General features: G+C 61.5%; 18 protein-coding genes and 1 tRNA gene. 8 read left to right on the top strand and 11 right to left on the bottom strand.

The window, feature by feature from the left end:
• Positions 1–99: 99 nt before the first annotated feature.
• The 5 genes from BVG79_RS00540 to BVG79_RS00560 all read left to right on the top strand — a co-directional run bounded on the left by BVG79_RS00540 (position 100) and on the right by BVG79_RS00560 (position 2,657).
• Positions 100–459: an AtpZ/AtpI family protein gene (locus BVG79_RS00540; protein ID WP_085785183.1), complete on the top strand. Its 360-nt coding sequence runs from the start codon at positions 100–102 to the stop codon at positions 457–459.
• Positions 443–1,186: a F0F1 ATP synthase subunit A gene (locus BVG79_RS00545; RefSeq protein ID WP_085785184.1), complete on the top strand. Its 744-nt coding sequence runs from the start codon at positions 443–445 to the stop codon at positions 1,184–1,186. Before BVG79_RS00540 ends, BVG79_RS00545 begins: the two co-directional genes overlap by 17 nt.
• 57 nt (positions 1,187–1,243) lie before the next feature.
• Positions 1,244–1,474 (top strand): F0F1 ATP synthase subunit C, encoded by a 231-nt coding sequence (locus BVG79_RS00550; protein ID WP_085785185.1) that lies wholly within the window; start codon positions 1,244–1,246, stop codon positions 1,472–1,474.
• 102 nt (positions 1,475–1,576) lie between these two features.
• Positions 1,577–2,086 carry a F0F1 ATP synthase subunit B' gene (locus tag BVG79_RS00555; RefSeq protein WP_236951380.1) on the top strand — a complete coding sequence of 170 codons (510 nt, stop codon included), beginning with the start codon at positions 1,577–1,579 and terminating at the stop codon, positions 2,084–2,086.
• A gap of 4 nt (positions 2,087–2,090) precedes the next feature.
• Positions 2,091–2,657, top strand: coding sequence for a F0F1 ATP synthase subunit B family protein (locus BVG79_RS00560; RefSeq protein WP_085785187.1), 567 nt, complete (start codon positions 2,091–2,093; stop codon positions 2,655–2,657).
• A 55-nt stretch (positions 2,658–2,712) separates the two neighbouring features.
• Here the strand turns inward: BVG79_RS00560 and BVG79_RS00565 are convergent, their stop codons facing one another.
• The 3 genes from BVG79_RS00565 to BVG79_RS00575 form a co-directional block, all read right to left on the bottom strand.
• Positions 2,713–3,480, bottom strand: a complete 768-nt coding sequence (locus BVG79_RS00565; RefSeq protein WP_085785188.1) for an FCD domain-containing protein — start codon at positions 3,478–3,480, stop codon at positions 2,713–2,715.
• Between the two features lie 92 nt (positions 3,481–3,572).
• Complete coding sequence (locus tag BVG79_RS00570) at positions 3,573–4,229, bottom strand: YiaD family glycine zipper/OmpA-like lipoprotein (protein ID WP_085785189.1); 657 nt, start codon at positions 4,227–4,229, stop codon at positions 3,573–3,575.
• Positions 4,230–4,301: 72 nt separating this feature from the next.
• Positions 4,302–5,153, bottom strand: a complete 852-nt coding sequence (locus BVG79_RS00575) for a methylated-DNA--[protein]-cysteine S-methyltransferase (protein WP_085785190.1) — start codon at positions 5,151–5,153, stop codon at positions 4,302–4,304.
• A 100-nt stretch (positions 5,154–5,253) separates the two neighbouring features.
• Between BVG79_RS00575 and nth the strand changes: the two genes are divergently transcribed.
• Positions 5,254–5,898 carry an endonuclease III gene (nth, locus tag BVG79_RS00580; protein ID WP_085785191.1) on the top strand — a complete coding sequence of 215 codons (645 nt, stop codon included), beginning with the start codon at positions 5,254–5,256 and terminating at the stop codon, positions 5,896–5,898.
• On the top strand, positions 5,895–6,878 hold the full coding sequence (locus BVG79_RS00585) for an adenosine kinase (RefSeq protein ID WP_085785192.1): 984 nt from the start codon (positions 5,895–5,897) through the stop codon (positions 6,876–6,878). Before nth ends, BVG79_RS00585 begins: the two co-directional genes overlap by 4 nt.
• 216 nt (positions 6,879–7,094) lie before the next feature.
• Here the strand turns inward: BVG79_RS00585 and BVG79_RS00590 are convergent, their stop codons facing one another.
• From BVG79_RS00590 to fabA, 4 genes are read right to left on the bottom strand one after another with little or no spacing between them, the layout of a single operon-like run.
• Positions 7,095–8,048, bottom strand: a complete 954-nt coding sequence (locus tag BVG79_RS00590) for a threonine ammonia-lyase (RefSeq protein ID WP_085785193.1) — start codon at positions 8,046–8,048, stop codon at positions 7,095–7,097.
• A 45-nt stretch (positions 8,049–8,093) separates the two neighbouring features.
• Positions 8,094–8,882 (bottom strand): enoyl-ACP reductase FabI, encoded by a 789-nt coding sequence (locus BVG79_RS00595; RefSeq protein WP_085785194.1) that lies wholly within the window; start codon positions 8,880–8,882, stop codon positions 8,094–8,096.
• Positions 8,883–8,893: 11 nt separating this feature from the next.
• Positions 8,894–10,120 (bottom strand): beta-ketoacyl-ACP synthase I, encoded by a 1,227-nt coding sequence (gene fabB / locus BVG79_RS00600; RefSeq protein ID WP_085787159.1) that lies wholly within the window; start codon positions 10,118–10,120, stop codon positions 8,894–8,896.
• Between the two features lie 22 nt (positions 10,121–10,142).
• On the bottom strand, positions 10,143–10,658 hold the full coding sequence (gene fabA / locus BVG79_RS00605; protein ID WP_085785195.1) for a bifunctional 3-hydroxydecanoyl-ACP dehydratase/trans-2-decenoyl-ACP isomerase: 516 nt from the start codon (positions 10,656–10,658) through the stop codon (positions 10,143–10,145).
• A 218-nt stretch (positions 10,659–10,876) separates the two neighbouring features.
• On the opposite strand from fabA, the gene irrA reads away from it, so the two are divergent.
• The gene (gene irrA / locus BVG79_RS00610) at positions 10,877–11,320 is read left to right on the top strand and encodes an iron response transcriptional regulator IrrA (RefSeq protein ID WP_085785196.1); all 444 of its coding nucleotides are present in this window, start codon (positions 10,877–10,879) and stop codon (positions 11,318–11,320) included.
• 92 nt (positions 11,321–11,412) lie between these two features.
• Here the strand turns inward: irrA and BVG79_RS00615 are convergent.
• The 4 genes from BVG79_RS00615 to BVG79_RS00630 all read right to left on the bottom strand — a co-directional run bounded on the left by BVG79_RS00615 (position 11,413) and on the right by BVG79_RS00630 (position 14,755).
• Positions 11,413–11,487 (bottom strand) — tRNA-Gln (locus BVG79_RS00615).
• 152 nt (positions 11,488–11,639) lie between these two features.
• Positions 11,640–12,473, bottom strand: a complete 834-nt coding sequence (kdsA, locus tag BVG79_RS00620; RefSeq protein WP_085785197.1) for a 3-deoxy-8-phosphooctulonate synthase — start codon at positions 12,471–12,473, stop codon at positions 11,640–11,642.
• 46 nt (positions 12,474–12,519) lie between these two features.
• Positions 12,520–14,118, bottom strand: a complete 1,599-nt coding sequence (locus tag BVG79_RS00625) for a KpsE/RkpR family capsule polysaccharide export protein (protein WP_085785198.1) — start codon at positions 14,116–14,118, stop codon at positions 12,520–12,522.
• The gene (locus BVG79_RS00630) at positions 14,102–14,755 is read right to left on the bottom strand and encodes an ABC transporter ATP-binding protein (protein WP_085785199.1); all 654 of its coding nucleotides are present in this window, start codon (positions 14,753–14,755) and stop codon (positions 14,102–14,104) included. The genes BVG79_RS00625 and BVG79_RS00630 overlap by 17 nt, the downstream gene beginning before the upstream one ends.
• Between the last annotated feature and the right edge of the window lie 26 nt (positions 14,756–14,781).

Consider the following 14,781-nt stretch of genomic DNA (forward strand, 5'->3'; position numbering starts at 1 on the left):
AATTAACTGTTTTGAATGGATTAATTAATGGCGCGAGTCGGGTTGACTCGGGGCGGTCTAGCCCTTAGCACCTAGCCCAAGACAGGAAGGGCCCGTGGCATGACCGACCCCGACCATAGTGATGGTGAAAAGAAGCGCTTGCAGGCGCTTGAAGACCGCCTTCGCGAGGTTCGGAAACGGGATGCGCCGCAGGTTCGACCGGATCGAGATTTTTCGCAGGCCGATCTGGCATGGCGCATGGTGATCGAAATGGTCGCCGGCATCGGGATCGGGGCGACGATAGGCTACGGCCTTGACACGCTGTTCGGCACCAAGCCGTTCCTGATGATCATATTCTTGTTCCTGGGCCTGGTTGCTGGTGTGCGGACAATGATCCGTTCCGCCAATGAAGTGCAGATGAAACAGCAGGCCAAAGCGGCCAGCGAAGATAAGGGTGAAGAGAGTGGCCGAGAGCACTGAAACGGGTTTCGTATTCCACCCGCTTGACCAGTTCGAGGTGAAAAACCTGTTCGGTCAGCACGTTGGTACATTCTCGTTCACCAACGCTGCGCTGTGGATCATTCTGGCCGTGATTTGCGTCTGGCTGCTGATGGTGTTCGGGGCGCGCAAGCGTGACCTGATCCCCGGTCGCCTGCAATCGGTCGCCGAGATGACCTATGGCTTCATCCACAAGATGGTGGAAGACGTCGCGGGCCATGATGGTGTCAAATATTTCCCGCTGATCATGACCTTGTTCTTGTTCGTGCTGTTCGCGAACGCGCTTGCCCTGATCCCGATGAGCTTCTCGGCAACCTCGCACATTGCTGTGACGGTCGTTCTGGCGCTGATCGTGTTCGTGTTCGTCACGGTTCTGGGGTTTGTGAAGAACGGCGCAGGCTTCTTGGGGCTGTTCTGGATCAAGTCGGCACCGCTGGCCATTCGCCCGCTGCTGGCCGTGATCGAGGTGATCTCGTACTTCGTGCGTCCCGTCAGCCACTCGATCCGTCTTGCTGGTAACCTGCTGGCCGGTCACGCCGTTATCAAAGTTTTTGCCGCATTCGCCGCGTCGCTGCTGATCGCCCCCGTGTCGATCATCGCAATCTCGGGGATGTATGCCTTCGAGGTCATGGTTGCCGTGATCCAGGCTTACGTCTTCACGATCCTGACCTGCGTTTATCTGAAAGACGCGCTGCACCCCGCCCACTAAGGGCAGGCAGCGCAAATCGAAACCTAAATATCCATTTTTCCCGCGAAGGAGCTTAACATGGAACTCGCACAACTCGGCCAATACATCGGCGCTGGTCTGGCATGCATCGGTATGGCTGGCGCAGCCATCGGTGTGGGCAACGTTGCCGGCAACTACCTGGCAGGCGCCCTGCGCAACCCGTCGGCTGCTGGCGGCCAAACGGCTACGCTGTTCATCGGCATGGCCTTTGCAGAAGCTCTGGGCATCTTCTCGTTCCTGGTCGCACTTCTGCTGCTGTTCGCGGTCTGATTTCGATCTGACCGGGCCGCGTTTTCGTCGGCCCATCCTCGGGGTGCGTAAGGGTTTTTCCCTGCGTGCCCCTTGATGCAAGCAGAGCCGTTGGAGGACCAGATGGCCAATCCCGCCGCCGAAGCGGCCATGCCGCAGCTGAACACAGCGTATTACGGAAACCTGATTTTCTGGACGCTGCTTGGCCTTATCGCGATCTATTTCATCTTGTCGCGTATTGCGCTGCCGCGGATCGGTTCCGTTTTGGCTGAACGCGCCGGTACGGTCGGTAACGATCTGTCCGCCGCGGAAGAGCTGAACCAGAAAGCCCGCGCCGCCGAGGCTGCCTATCAAAAGGCACTGGCCGATGCGCGCGCCGAATCGGGTCGCATTGCCGAACAAACCCGCACCGCAATCGACGCCGATCTGAAGGCGGAACTTGCCAAGGCGGATGCGCAGATTGCTGTGAAAGTTGCTGAAAGCGAGAAAGCCTTGGGCGATATTCGCGATCAGGCCGTGACCAGCATCACCCGCGTTGCGAAAGACACTGTCGGCGAGATCGTCGGCCTGTTCGGCGTGAGTGCTGAAGGCGAAACGCTGTCGGCTGCGGTCGATGCGAAGATGAAAGGCTGAACCAATGCGTAAGATTTTTGGTACTGCTGCACTGATGGTCGGCGCGTCGTTCACGCCCGCCATGGCTGCAACCGGCCCGTTCTTCTCGCTGCGGAACACCGATTTCGTTGTTCTGCTGGGCTTCATCGTCTTCGTTGCCATCGTGCTGTGGGCCAAAGTGCCCGCCCGCGTCGTAGGCTTGCTGGACGTGCGCGCCGAAACGATCCGTGCACAACTTGCCGAAGCGCGCGCGTTGCGTGACGAAGCTGCTGCTCTGCTTGCCTCGTACGAGCAGAAGCAGAAAGATGTGCAGGATCAAGCTGACCGCATCGTCGAAGCGGCCCGCCGCGAAGCCGAAGCCGCCGCTGTCAAGGCGCGTGCCGAGATCGAGACCTCGGTCGCACGCCGCCTGTCGGCTGCGGAAGAGCAGATCGAAAGCGCGCAAAAAGCCGCGATCAAAGACGTGCGCGACCGCGCTGCGACGGTGGCTATTGCCGCTGCACGCGACGTGATCGCAGGTCAGATGGATGCGACGAAAGGCAACAAGCTGATCGACGACGCCATTAAGACGGTGGATGCACAGCTGCACTAAGCTGGCACCGTAATCATTGAAAGCCCGCGTCACCGACCAGTGACGCGGGCTTTTTTTATCGTGTTACTTCGTGTTGGAACCGCTGGCGGGCGATAGCATCGTTGCGATCGGCTTTGCGCTGATGGGTCAGCGATCGTTCCACGAAAGCCAGATGATCGACGACCGCCTTGCGCGCGGTATCTGGGTCACGGGCTTGCAGAGCGGAATTGATGGCGCGGTGCTGTTCTAACAGTTGTTCTCGAATAGGGCGCTGTTTGAACATCGCTTGGCGATTATAAAACACCCCTTCGCGTAGCAACTGGAACATCGATCGCATCATATGCAGCATCACCACATTATGGCTGGCTTCGATGATCGACAGGTGGAAATCGGCGTCCAACTCGGCCTCGTCTGCGGGGTTACGCTTCAGATGAGCGGCTTCCATCTTCTGGAAAATCGCACCAATCACCATCAGGTCGGTTTCAGATGCGTGCAAGGCGGCGCGTTCGGCGGCCAGCCCCTCAAGGTCGCTGCGAAAGGTCAGATAGTCGAACACCGCTTCGTCATGCGAGGCGAAGAGTTGCACCAAAGCGGGCGAAAAGGCTGATCCCAGAACATCTGCGACGAAAACACCGGCGCTGGCACGGCTGACCAGCAGACCGCGGCCCTGCAATTCAGCCAGTGCCTCGCGCAGCGACGGGCGCGAGACGCCGAAACGGTCGGCCAGTTCGCGCTCGGCCGGTAGGCGTTCGCCGGGGCGCAGAATGCCGCGCAGGATCAGTAATTCGATCTGGCGCGCCACCGATTGCGACAGCTTCTCGGCCTGGATCTTTTCAAATGGCATGTAGCCCCTCGCAGGTGGATGCATATCGGCACTAAACGTATGCGGGGGAATAAAGGGGGCCGCCCCGAATGCAAGGGGCGGCCCTGTGTCTCTTAGTTCGTCGGGGTGATGACGATTTCAACGCGGCGGTTGGCTTGGCGGCCTTCGGCCGTTGCGTTGGTGGCAACCGGTTGGGTCGCGCCGCGGCCGACTGTGTAGATACGGTTCGAGGTCACGCCCGAGTTAATCAGAACCGATGCAACCGATTGCGCACGGCGGACCGACAGGTCTTGGTTGTAGCTGGCGCTACCTGTGCTGTCGGTGTGGCCGATGACGCTGATCGAAGTGTTCGGGTAACGGTTCAGCGACGATGCGACGGTGCGCAGGTCGGTTTGCGACTGCACCGAAACGGCGGTCGAATCGACGCCGAACAGGACGTCTTGCGGCATCGTCACGGTCAGGTTTTGGCCGTTGTTGACGATGCCGACGTTCGAGCCGAGCGACTGGCGCAGCTCAGCCTCTTGACGGTCCAGCGATGCACCGCCGACAGCGCCGAGGCCGCCACCGACAGCCGCGCCAACGGCCGCATTGCGCCAGCGGTCATTTGCATCATTTCCGGTCAGCGCGCCGACAACAGCCCCGAGGCCGGCGCCGACCATGGCGCCTTGGCGGGTGTTTTCATTGGTTTGCCCCGGCAGCGGGGCTTGGCATGCGGCCAAGGCCAGCATGGAAGCTGCCGCGACGCCGAGCGAGAGTTTCGAAAAGGTCATAGCGAATCCGCCTCTTACTGAGGGTGGCCAATTCGGCCACCAATCGCCGATATTATGCCAGAGTTGTGCGCGCTATCCAATAACTCCGTCGCTGACCGGCGGATCTGTGCGCGCGGCCTCGAGTGCCAGAATTTGGCGCTTGCTTTCCACGCCCCAGTGGTAACCGCCCATACCGCCATCGCGGCGCAATACGCGGTGGCAGGGGATCAAATAGGCAATCGGGTTGCGCCCGACGGCAGTGCCGACCGCGCGAACGGCACCCGGGTGGCCAATGTGCCGCGCGATGTCGCCATAGGTGGTCACCGCGCCCTCTGGGATCTCGAGTAGTGCTTGCCAGACCTTGACCTGAAAAGGCGCGCCCATCAGGTGCAGGGCGCTGGCATCGCCCGCGAATGCGGCGGTGACCAGATCTTGCAGGCGGCCGTCGTCTGGTTCGAAGGTGGCTGCCGGCCAGCGGCGCTGCAGGTCTTGGCGCGTCAGATCCGCTGGCTGATGGCTGGTGAAGCCGATGGCGCACAGGCCGTGCGCGCTGGCCATGGCTACGGCGCGGCCGAAGGGCGTGTCACAAACGCCGTGCCGGATGGTCAGCCCCGCCCCCTTCGCAGCATAGGTGCCGGGGGTCATGCCTTCCCATTGCACGATCAGGTCGTGCAAGCGCCCGCCGCCCGATAGCCCTGCGCCCAAGGCGCTATCCAGCGTGCTATGGCGCTGCGCCAGCAGCGTGCGCGCCACATCGGCGGTCAGGAATTGCTGGTATTTCTTGGGCGAAATGCCCGCCCACTGGGTGAAAACCCGCTGCAAATGCGCGGGCGACAGGTCCATCTCGCGCGCCAGCGCGTTCAGTGACAGCTCGGGGCCGGATGCCGCAATTTGCGCGATGGCGCGGGCAATCAGGCGGTAATGATAGGTCTGTTCGTATTCCATGGTGCAAAGTTAGGCATGCCGACCAGCTTTGGCGACCCGTTTCCTGCGCATAGGCAGGACAGCGGCTTGTGTGTTGCCGCGCAGCGCGGCAAAAGGGGCTATGGTCGCACAACTTAATTATATGCAGATGCGAGAGGTCTTCTCGCGATTTCAGGCGTCCGAGCCTGCACCAAAGGGCGAGTTGCACTTTACCAACGCCTATACGCTGTTGGTTGCCGTTGCGCTGTCGGCGCAGGCGACCGACGTGGGGGTCAACCGCGCGACCAAGGCCTTGTTCGAGATCGCAGATACCCCGCAGAAGATGCTCGATCTGGGCGAGGACCGCGTGATCGAACATATCAAGACGATTGGCCTGTATCGCAACAAAGCCAAAAACGTCATGCGGCTGAGCCAGATCTTGGTGGATGATTACGGCGGCTTGGTGCCCAGTTCGCGCGCGGCGCTGTCGTCGCTGCCGGGGGTGGGACGCAAGACGGCGAATGTGGTGCTGAACATCTGGTGGGGCTTTCCCGCGCAGGCGGTCGACACCCACATCTTTCGCATCGGCAACCGCAGCGGCATCTGCCCTGGCAAAGATGTGGTCGCAGTTGAGCGCGCAATCGAGGATAATGTCCCCGCCGAATACCAACAACACGCGCACCACTGGCTGATTCTGCACGGGCGCTATATCTGCGTCGCGCGAAAACCCAAATGTCAGGCCTGCCACATTGCAGACCTCTGCCTTTACGAGGACAAGACACAATGAAAACCTATGCTGCCGTCGGCCTCGGAAATGCCATCGTGGATGTGCTGACCCAGTCGGATGATACCTTTCTGGAAATGATGGGGATCGAGAAGGGCATCATGCAGCTGATCGAGCGTGACCGCGCCGAGCTGCTGTATTCCGCCATGCAGGGCCGCGTGCAGGTGCCGGGCGGCAGTGTTGCCAATACGATGGCCGGTCTTGGCAATCTGGGGCTGAACACCGCCTTTGTGGGCCGCGTCCATGACGATATTCTGGGCCGTTTCTACGCCGATGCGATGAATGAAATGGGCACGGATTTCGTGAATTCGCCCGTTGCTGCCGGTGATCTGCCGACCTCGCGCTGCATGATCTTCGTCTCGCCCGATGGCGAGCGGTCGATGAATACTTACCTTGGCATCTCGTCCGAGCTTGGCCCCGACGATCTGAACAAGGCCGTGCTGGAAGACTGCGACCTGACCTATTTGGAAGGCTATCTTTACGACAAGCCCAAGGGCAAAGCCGCGCTGGAAGAAGCCGCCCGTCTATGTCAGGCCGCCGGTGGCCGCGCGGGGATCGCGCTGTCCGACCCATTCTGTGCCGACCGGCATCGGGGTGACTTCCAGCGAATCGCGCGCCAGCTGGATTACGTGCTGGGGAACGAGCACGAATGGATGTCGTTGTATCAATGTGATCTGGAAAACGCCCTGCAGCGCGCCGCGCGCGAGGTGAAGCTGGCTGTCTGCACGCGCGGCGGTGGCGATGTTGTGCTGCTGCGCGGCGATGAACGCGTGGAAGTGCCGGTTAACCCGGTGACGCCGGTAGACGCGACGGGGGCTGGCGATGCTTTCGCAGCTGGCTTCCTGTTTGGTCTGTGGAACGGGCGTAGCTTGCAAGACTGTGGCCGCATGGGGTGCGTTGTAGCTGCCGAAGCGATCAGCCATTTCGGGGCACGCCCTGAAACAGATCTACAAGAATTGTTCACGCGCGAAGGCCTGATCTAGGGTCTCGCGCGGCTGGGGCGGTTGCTACCGAAAGGTGGCGGCCTACCTGGCGTGCTAGAGATCAGGGAGATGTGGCTGGCTTCGTTGTCCTGGGTGGCGGTGGCTGCCGTGGACTGCGTTGCTCGCTGCGTTGAGACAAATATAGGCCAGGGGGTGCGACATTGCACTGCGACACCCGCGCCCGACTTTTTTAGTCTGGTTTACACCAAGTTAACTTTACATCAGGTCAATGGCCCGGGCCAAAAGGCCGGGATCGACGTTGCCGCCCGATGCGACGGCGACCACAGTATCGCTGCCAAAGGCCTGCGGCTGGAATAGCGCCGCCGCCAGCGCCACAGCGCCGCCCGGTTCGATTACGATTTTCATGTGGCGCAGGGCCAGCGCCATCGTCTGCAAAACCTGATCTTCGGTGACGGTCAGGCCAGATAGGCAATGGGCCTGCAAGATGGGGAACGTCAGATCGCCCGGTTGCGGGGTGACGATGGCATCGCAAATCGACCCACCAAGGCGGGCGTTTCGTGTGATCACCCCTTTGGCCAGCGAACGGGCGGTGTCGTCGAAGCCCTCGGGCTCGGCGGGGCGGACACGCATGTGCGGGGCGCGCTGCGCCAGTGCCAGCGCAATCCCAGCCGTCAGGCCGCCACCCCCACAGGGGACGACAACTTCGGCGGCAATATCGCCCAGCTCGTCCGCAATCTCGATCCCGACCGAGGCTTGCCCCGCAATCACCTGCGGATCGTCATAGGGTTTGATCAACGCCAGCCCGCGCGCTGCGGCGATTTCCGTGCCGATCGCGTCGCGGTCCTCTGTCTCGCGGTTATACAGAACCACTTCGCCGCCCAAGGCGCGCGTTCCCTCGATCTTGGCTATCGGGGCGTCGGCAGGCATGATGATGACGGCGGGCAGGCCGTGCGCGGCTGCGGCGCGGGCCACGCCTTGTGCGTGGTTGCCCGACGAATACGCGATGACGCCGGTGGTGCCGGCGGGCAGGGCCGATACCGCTGCCCATGCGCCGCGGGCCTTGAACGACCCCGTCAGTTGCAGGCATTCGGCCTTCACCAGCAGGCGGCGCCCTGCGATTGCGTCCAGGGCGGGGTGATTCAGCAGCGGCGTGCGGCGCACATGGCCCTGCACGCGATCCCAAGCGGCGTCGATCAGTTCGGTGTTCATGGTCTTCCCTGCAACAAAAAGGGCGCCGCGTGGCGCCCTTGAAGCTTACAGGTTTTCTTGTTGGGGCATACCCAAAACGTGGTAACCGCCGTCGACGCGGACGATTTCACCCGTTGTGCAAACCCCGCCGTCGGAGGCCAGCCAAACAGCGGTGCCGCCGATCGCCTCGAGCGTTGCATTCGCGCGCAGGGGCGAGTTCTGTTCGGTGTGGCGCAGCGTGGTGCGCGCTCCGCCGATGGCCGAACCTGCCAGCGTCTTCATCGGCCCGGGCGAGATGGCGTTCACGCGGATGCCTTCGGGGCCCAGATCGTTGGCCAAGTAGCGCACAGCGCTTTCCAGACCGGCCTTGGCCACACCCATGACGTTGTAGTTCGGCGTCACGCGGTTCGAGCCCTGATAGGTCAGCGTCAGGATTGTGCCGCCGTTCGGCATCAACGGGCGGGCGCGGCGGGCGACTTCGATCAGCGAATAGACCGAAATCACCATCGAGGTTTTGAAGTTCTCGCGCGTGGTGTTGATGAAGCGGCCGGTCAGCTCGTCTTTGTTGGAATAAGCGATGGCGTGGACCAGAAAGTCGATCGTGCCCCAGCGCTCGGCCAGCATTTCAAACGCCAGATCCAGCGATTCGTCGTTCGTCACATCGACGTCGACCATGAAGTCCGACCCGACCGAGGCGGCAAGGGGCTTCAGCCGCTTGCCGAAGGCCTCGCCTTGGTAGGTGAACGCCAGTTCCGCCCCTGCCTCGTGCATCGCCTTGGCGATACCCCATGCGATCGAGTGGTCGTTCGCAACGCCCATCACGAGGCCGCGCTTGCCTTTCAGATCGAGTGTCATGCCGCTGTTCCTTATTTCACAAAGCGGGACAGCAGCATCGAGCCGTTGGTTCCGCCAAAGCCGAAGCTGTTTGTCATCACAGTATCAAGGCCCGCGTCAAGGACTGTCGTCGCGGCGATCTCGGTAGGCTTCAGGGCGGCGTCCAGCGTTTCGATGTTGATCGAAGGCGCAATGAAATCGTCGCGCAGCATCAGCAGGCAGTAGACGGCCTCGTGCGCGCCGGTTGCGCCTTGGCTGTGGCCGGTCATCGATTTGGTCGAGGAAATCACCGGATGAGCCTCGCCGAACACGCGGCGGACGGCCTCAACCTCGCCCACGTCACCGACGGGTGTCGATGTGCCGTGCGCGTTGATGTAGCTGACGGTGCGGCCATCGGGCAGGGTGCTGAGGGCCAGACGCATCGCGCGCTCGCCACCCTCGCCCGAGGGGGCAACCATGTCGTGGCCATCAGATGTGGCGGCAAATCCGGTCACTTCCGCATAAATCTTGGCCCCGCGGGCCAGCGCGTGCTCCAGTTCTTCCAGCACGACGATTGCGCCGCCGGCCGAGATGACGAAGCCGTCACGGCCCGCATCGAACGCGCGCGAGGCGAGTTCGGGCGTGTCGTTGTACTTGGACGACATGGCGCCCATGCCGTCGAACAGGCAGGACAGGGTCCAGTCCAGTTCCTCGCCGCCGCCGGCGAACATCACGTCTTGCTTGCCGAATTGGATCTGTTCCGCCGCCGCGCCGATGCAGTGCAGCGACGTCGAGCAGGCCGAAGTGATCGAGTAGTTGATGCCTTTGATCTTGAACGCGGTCGACAGGTTCGCCGACACGGTCGAGGACATGCCGCGCGGCACCATCAGCGGGCCGACGCGCTTCGGGCTGCCGCTGTTCAGTACGGTTTGATGCGCGGCAAACAGGTTCGATGTCGACGGGCCGCCCGAACCGGCGATCAGGCCTGTTCGCTCGTTCGAAATTTCGGCCTCGGTCAGACCGGCGTCTTCGATGGCTTGCGACATGGCAATCCATGCATAGGCCGCGCCCGGGCCCATAAAGCGCAGCGTGCGCTTTTCGATATGATCGGCGACGTTCAGCTTCACATCACCCGCGATCTGCGAGCGGAAGCCGTATTCTTTCATTTGTTCGTTCGCAGTAATGCCCGACTTGCCCGCCTTCAACGCGGCGGTAACCTCATCAGCATTGTTCCCGATCGAGGAGACGATCCCCAGACCCGTAACGACAACACGGCGCATGGCCATTCTCCTTTCAGGTGGCTTATTCAGCGACGGGCGCTGCAAGACCAACCTTCATGTCTTTGACGGTGTAAATCAGCTCGCCGTCAGCCTCGACGCGGCCATCGGCCACGCCCATCTTCAGCTTGCGGTCGATCACGCGGGTGAAATCGACGAAGTAGCGGATCATTTTGCGGTCGGGCCGTACCATGCCCTTCAGGTTTACTTCGCCGACGCCCAGGGCAAAACCTTGGCCTTGCCAGCCGCGCCAGCCCAGATTGAAGCCGGTCAACTGCCACAGGCCGTCAAGGCCAAGGCAGCCGGGCATAACCGGATTGCCGGGGAAGTGGCAGGCAAAGAACCACAGGTCCGGCGAGATATCGAATTCGGCAACAACATGGCCTTTGCCATGCAGCCCGCCATCGGCAGAGATGTCGGTGATGCGATCCATCATCAGCATGGGCGGCATCGGCAACTGTGCATTGCCAGGTCCGAACAGCTCGCCTCGCGCACAGGCAAGGAGGTCATCTTTGTCGAAGTGCGTCGGGTAGCTGGTCATCGAAGGGGCATATCCATGTCTGCGTTCAGTTGGCGTCCGTCTAACATCCCGTGGTTATTCAGGGCAAGCGCAACGGGACGTCGCGAAGGCGGACGGGGCAGATATAGGGGAAGGGCGCTACGTGATTAAGGGTGCCTCGCGCGAATTTGCGGCGCGGGGCGGATGGGGGCGCGGCGATTCGCATTGCGGTGCTGCGGCATTTCCCACATAATAAGGTGATGGATACGGCAAAACCCCTTTCGGACACGCTGGAAGCTTACGCGCAACGCAGTGTGACATGGTTGAATGGCGTAGGTCTGCGGCCGACACGCCAGCGCGTTGCGTTGGCGAACCATCTTGTCGGTGACGGGCTTGACCGCCACGTCACTGCCGAAAGCCTGTTCGAGGCTGTGACCGCTGCGGGTGAGCAAGTGTCGCTAGCCACCGTTTACAACACCCTGCGCGCCTTCTGCGAGGCGGGGCTGCTGCGGGAAATCATCGTTGATGGCTCGAAAGGGTATTTCGACACTCGGCTGGACGATCACCCGCATTTCTATTGGGAAGATACGGCCACGCTTAGCGATGCGCCTGCCGACCAGCTGGAAATCTGCCGTCTGCCGCAAGCCCCCGCCGGGGCCGAAATCTCGGCCGTGGATGTAATCATCCGCCTGCGTCGCCGTTAACTACGCCGCCACTGAATCCAAATTGAACTTTGATCAAACGACTTGGGCCGCAGCTATGCACTGCGTCTTGCGTCTGGTTCTGTTTGGAAAATTGGCTGGGGTACCAGGATTCGAACCTGGGAATGGCGGTACCAAAAACCGCTGCCTTACCACTTGGCGATACCCCAACCGTGAGGCGGTGTCTACTGATCCTTGGGGCGGTGTTCAAGCCCCATTTTTCAGCTTTGCCCCCGTGCCTTGGCGTCATCTTTCGCAATGACGTCAAAATCACCTTTTCGGGGCGCGGCGCGTATTGGCCCGCGCCGTGCCCCGCCGCATGTCAAACGCGCATCGGGTCTTCTTTGGCCAGCGCGTCGAATTTCATCAGCGATGTCATGACGCGATCCATCTGATCCAGATAGATCATGTTCGGCCCATCCGACGGGGCGTTGTCCGGGTCTTCATGAGTTTCGATGAAGACGGCAGAAATACCCAAGCTGACGGCCGTGCGCGCCATAACAGGCGCGAATTCGCGCTGCCCGCCCGATGAGTTGCCCTGCCCGCCGGGTTGTTGCACCGAATGGGTGGCATCCATCACAACGGGGTAGCCGGTGCGGCCCATGATGGGCAGGGCGCGCATATCGGTCACCAGCGTGTTATACCCGAACGAGACGCCACGCTCGGTCAGCAAGATGCGGTTGTTGCCGGTCGAGGCGACCTTTTCGGCGACGTTTGCCATGTCCCAAGGGGCCAAGAACTGGCCCTTTTTGATGTTGATCGCAGCGCCCGTTTCGCCTGCGGCCAGCAGAAGGTCGGTCTGGCGGCACAGAAATGCGGGAATCTGCAGCACGTCTACAGCCATGGCGACCGGCGCACAGTGGGCCCGTTCGTGGATGTCGGTCAGCACAGGGCAGCCGATTGAATTGCGCACGCCTTCCAGAATTTTCAGGCCGGTATCCATCCCGACGCCGCGCCGCCCGCCCAGCGATGTGCGGTTGGCCTTGTCGTAGCTGCCCTTGAAGATGAACTGCGCGCCCACGCGGGCGCAGATTTCGGCCAGCGTACCGGCGATCATCTGGGCGTGGTCTGCCGATTCCAGCTGGCAGGGCCCTGCAATCAGGGTCAGCGGGCGGTCGTTGCCGACGCTCAGGCGGCCAATGGCGACTTCCTGCATGGTATTCTCCTTGGGGGTGGGCGGGCCGTTGGCGCCGCCCGTATGATCAGGACGAGACTTGTTCGCGCAGAACCGAGGCCGTGATCGACAGCATCAGATAGATGCCGGCGAAGACCAACAGCGCGACGATCGTATTCTCGAACGCGCGCGGATAGGTGGGCTTATCGGGGGCGACGGGCTCGACACCCATCTTGATATAGCGCACCTGCCGTGCTGCTTCCAGACGCGAGGCCTCCATCTGCGCCAGCGCTTGGCGGACAAGATCGACCTGGAAGTTGTAGTTTTCCTCGGCGATGCGTAGCTCGGTATTCTTGCTGGCCTGCGAGGACGTGTTTTCCGGCGCGGTCAGCGAGGCACGAATCTCGCCGGTCAGGCCTTCGATGGTGTTGATCCGCAGGCGCAACTGCTCTAGCTGCGATTCGACTGGGCGCGCCGCAACCTCCAGGCTACGCAGCGTGATTTGCAGTTGCTGCTTTTCAGCCTCCAGCGCGGCGATCTGGTTCATCTTGACCATTGTCTCACTGGATGGGTCGACCTGCTGCACGTCTTGCTGAATGGCCAGCCATGCGTTGAGCGCGTCGGTCCTGCGCTGTTCGGCGTTTTGGTAGCTTTGTTCGGCATCGGCCATCTGCGCTTCGCGCAGGCGTAAGGTCAGGCGGTCGATCTGTTCTTCCGCATAGCCGACCAGCGCCTTTGCAAAGGCCTCGCTGGTCTCGGGGTCGGCGGCGATCACCTCCATCCGCAGGATGCCTTCGGTCGGGTCGAAACCGACTTTTACGTTCCGCTCGAATATCTTGTAGGCGTCCTCGTAGGCGGCATCGTTGGGCAGCCGTTGCAGCGGGTCGATCCAGTCTTGGCTGAAGTGTGTGCGGAAGCCCAAGTCTTCGTCCAGCCGCATCATCGCCGTGCGCGATGTCAGATAGGACTGCACCGTCACGCTGTCTTGGATGATCCCCGTGACCGAGGCCGAGACTAGGGACGAGCCGCTTCCCACGCTGGCATTGACGGCCGAGACAGGCTGATCGATCGAAAATTCCGATTCCGTCGCGTACATCGGCGTTGCAATCACATAGAAATACCAGCCCGCAATAAAGGTCGGCAGCAGTACAAAGAAGCTAAGGCGCGCTATCAACAGCCCTAGCTTGCGGCGGCGGCGGCGGGCGATGTCGCGCTGCAGGGCCAAAATCTCTTGGCTGCGGTCGGCGGCCATGTCCAGCATGGGGCCGGGGGCTGACGTCGGGCGTACGTTGCCGACTGTGCGGGCGGGTTCTGTCGTCGCGCGCTTGGCCGGCAAGCCTTCGGTAATGGGCGAGGGTGCGTTTTGCCCTTGGCCATCATCAGGGATGATATCCAGCAGGCTGTTGCCGCCGAACGGGTCGACGCCCCGCGCGCGCAGCTGTGCCACGGCGTCAAAGTCGGACGTAAAGGTCAGCCCGTGCCGCTGGGCCAGCCTGCGCGCCGTGCGCAGTTGGCGCGGGGTCAGTCCCTCGGTCGCGATCACATTGGGGTCTTGCGAGGGGGCAGCTGCAGGCGCATCGCCCTGCGTGTCGGCCGTGGCCGACGATTGCGCTTGGCTGGGGTCTTGGCTGTTCAGGTCAGCCTCGGGGCGCGGGCGAAACCGGCGGACTTTAGGCGGTATAGTCATAAAGTTGTTTCGCCTCTTCCAGCGTTTCAAACATGTGTAGCGTGCCGTCACGCAAAACAGCAGCACGATCGACGAATCTTTCCAACGTGTTTGCTTGGTGCGATACGATAATCACAGTGGATTTTTCCAGACGCTCACGCAGGATCGCGCCAGCCTTGCGGTTGAATTCCACGTCTGTGGTGGTCGGCATGCCTTCGTCGATCAGGTAGATGTCGAAATCCAGCGCCAGCATTAATGATACGGTCAGGCGCGCGCGCATCCCCGCGCTATAGGTTCCGACCGGCATGTCGAAATATTCGCCTAGGCCCGCCAGCCACCGCGCGAAAGCTTCGACATAATCATCGTCGAGGCCGTAAATATTGGCGATATAGCGGGCGTTTTCCTTGCCCGATATCCGGTTGACCACGCCGCCCATGAAGCCCAGCGGGAACGAGATCTTGCAGTCGCGGATGATTTTGCCTTCGTCCGGCTTTTCCAGCCCCGCCATCATATTGATAAGGGTGGTTTTGCCGGTGCCGTTCGGCGCCAGAATGCCCAGCGACCGCCCCAAATCGACCCGAAACGAGGCGTGGTTCAAAATGACCTTGCGCTGCGTTCCCGTCCAAAAGGACTTACTGACGTCCTGAAATTCCAACATGAGCGACTACCTGCAATGCTGTCGCG

The organism is Ketogulonicigenium robustum (genome assembly GCF_002117445.1).
Classification (GTDB): domain Bacteria; phylum Pseudomonadota; class Alphaproteobacteria; order Rhodobacterales; family Rhodobacteraceae; genus Ketogulonicigenium; species Ketogulonicigenium robustum.

Coding starts and splice junctions, on each gene's coding strand:
- BVG79_RS00570 (WP_085785189.1), bottom strand. CDS start 4,229: ATGACCTTTTCGAAACTCTCGCTCGGCGTCGCGGCAGCTTCCATGCTG.
- BVG79_RS00540 (WP_085785183.1), top strand. CDS start 100: ATGACCGACCCCGACCATAGTGATGGTGAAAAGAAGCGCTTGCAGGCG.
- BVG79_RS00630 (WP_085785199.1), bottom strand. CDS start 14,755: ATGTTGGAATTTCAGGACGTCAGTAAGTCCTTTTGGACGGGAACGCAG.
- BVG79_RS00585 (WP_085785192.1), top strand. CDS start 5,895: ATGAAAACCTATGCTGCCGTCGGCCTCGGAAATGCCATCGTGGATGTG.
- BVG79_RS00555 (WP_236951380.1), top strand. CDS start 1,577: ATGGCCAATCCCGCCGCCGAAGCGGCCATGCCGCAGCTGAACACAGCG.
- BVG79_RS00625 (WP_085785198.1), bottom strand. CDS start 14,118: ATGACTATACCGCCTAAAGTCCGCCGGTTTCGCCCGCGCCCCGAGGCT.
- BVG79_RS00560 (WP_085785187.1), top strand. CDS start 2,091: ATGCGTAAGATTTTTGGTACTGCTGCACTGATGGTCGGCGCGTCGTTC.
- kdsA (WP_085785197.1), bottom strand. CDS start 12,473: ATGCAGGAAGTCGCCATTGGCCGCCTGAGCGTCGGCAACGACCGCCCG.
- BVG79_RS00550 (WP_085785185.1), top strand. CDS start 1,244: ATGGAACTCGCACAACTCGGCCAATACATCGGCGCTGGTCTGGCATGC.
- BVG79_RS00590 (WP_085785193.1), bottom strand. CDS start 8,048: ATGAACACCGAACTGATCGACGCCGCTTGGGATCGCGTGCAGGGCCAT.
- nth (WP_085785191.1), top strand. CDS start 5,254: ATGGTCGCACAACTTAATTATATGCAGATGCGAGAGGTCTTCTCGCGA.
- BVG79_RS00595 (WP_085785194.1), bottom strand. CDS start 8,882: ATGACACTCGATCTGAAAGGCAAGCGCGGCCTCGTGATGGGCGTTGCG.
- fabA (WP_085785195.1), bottom strand. CDS start 10,658: ATGACCAGCTACCCGACGCACTTCGACAAAGATGACCTCCTTGCCTGT.
- fabB (WP_085787159.1), bottom strand. CDS start 10,120: ATGCGCCGTGTTGTCGTTACGGGTCTGGGGATCGTCTCCTCGATCGGG.
- BVG79_RS00565 (WP_085785188.1), bottom strand. CDS start 3,480: ATGCCATTTGAAAAGATCCAGGCCGAGAAGCTGTCGCAATCGGTGGCG.
- BVG79_RS00575 (WP_085785190.1), bottom strand. CDS start 5,153: ATGGAATACGAACAGACCTATCATTACCGCCTGATTGCCCGCGCCATC.
- irrA (WP_085785196.1), top strand. CDS start 10,877: ATGGATACGGCAAAACCCCTTTCGGACACGCTGGAAGCTTACGCGCAA.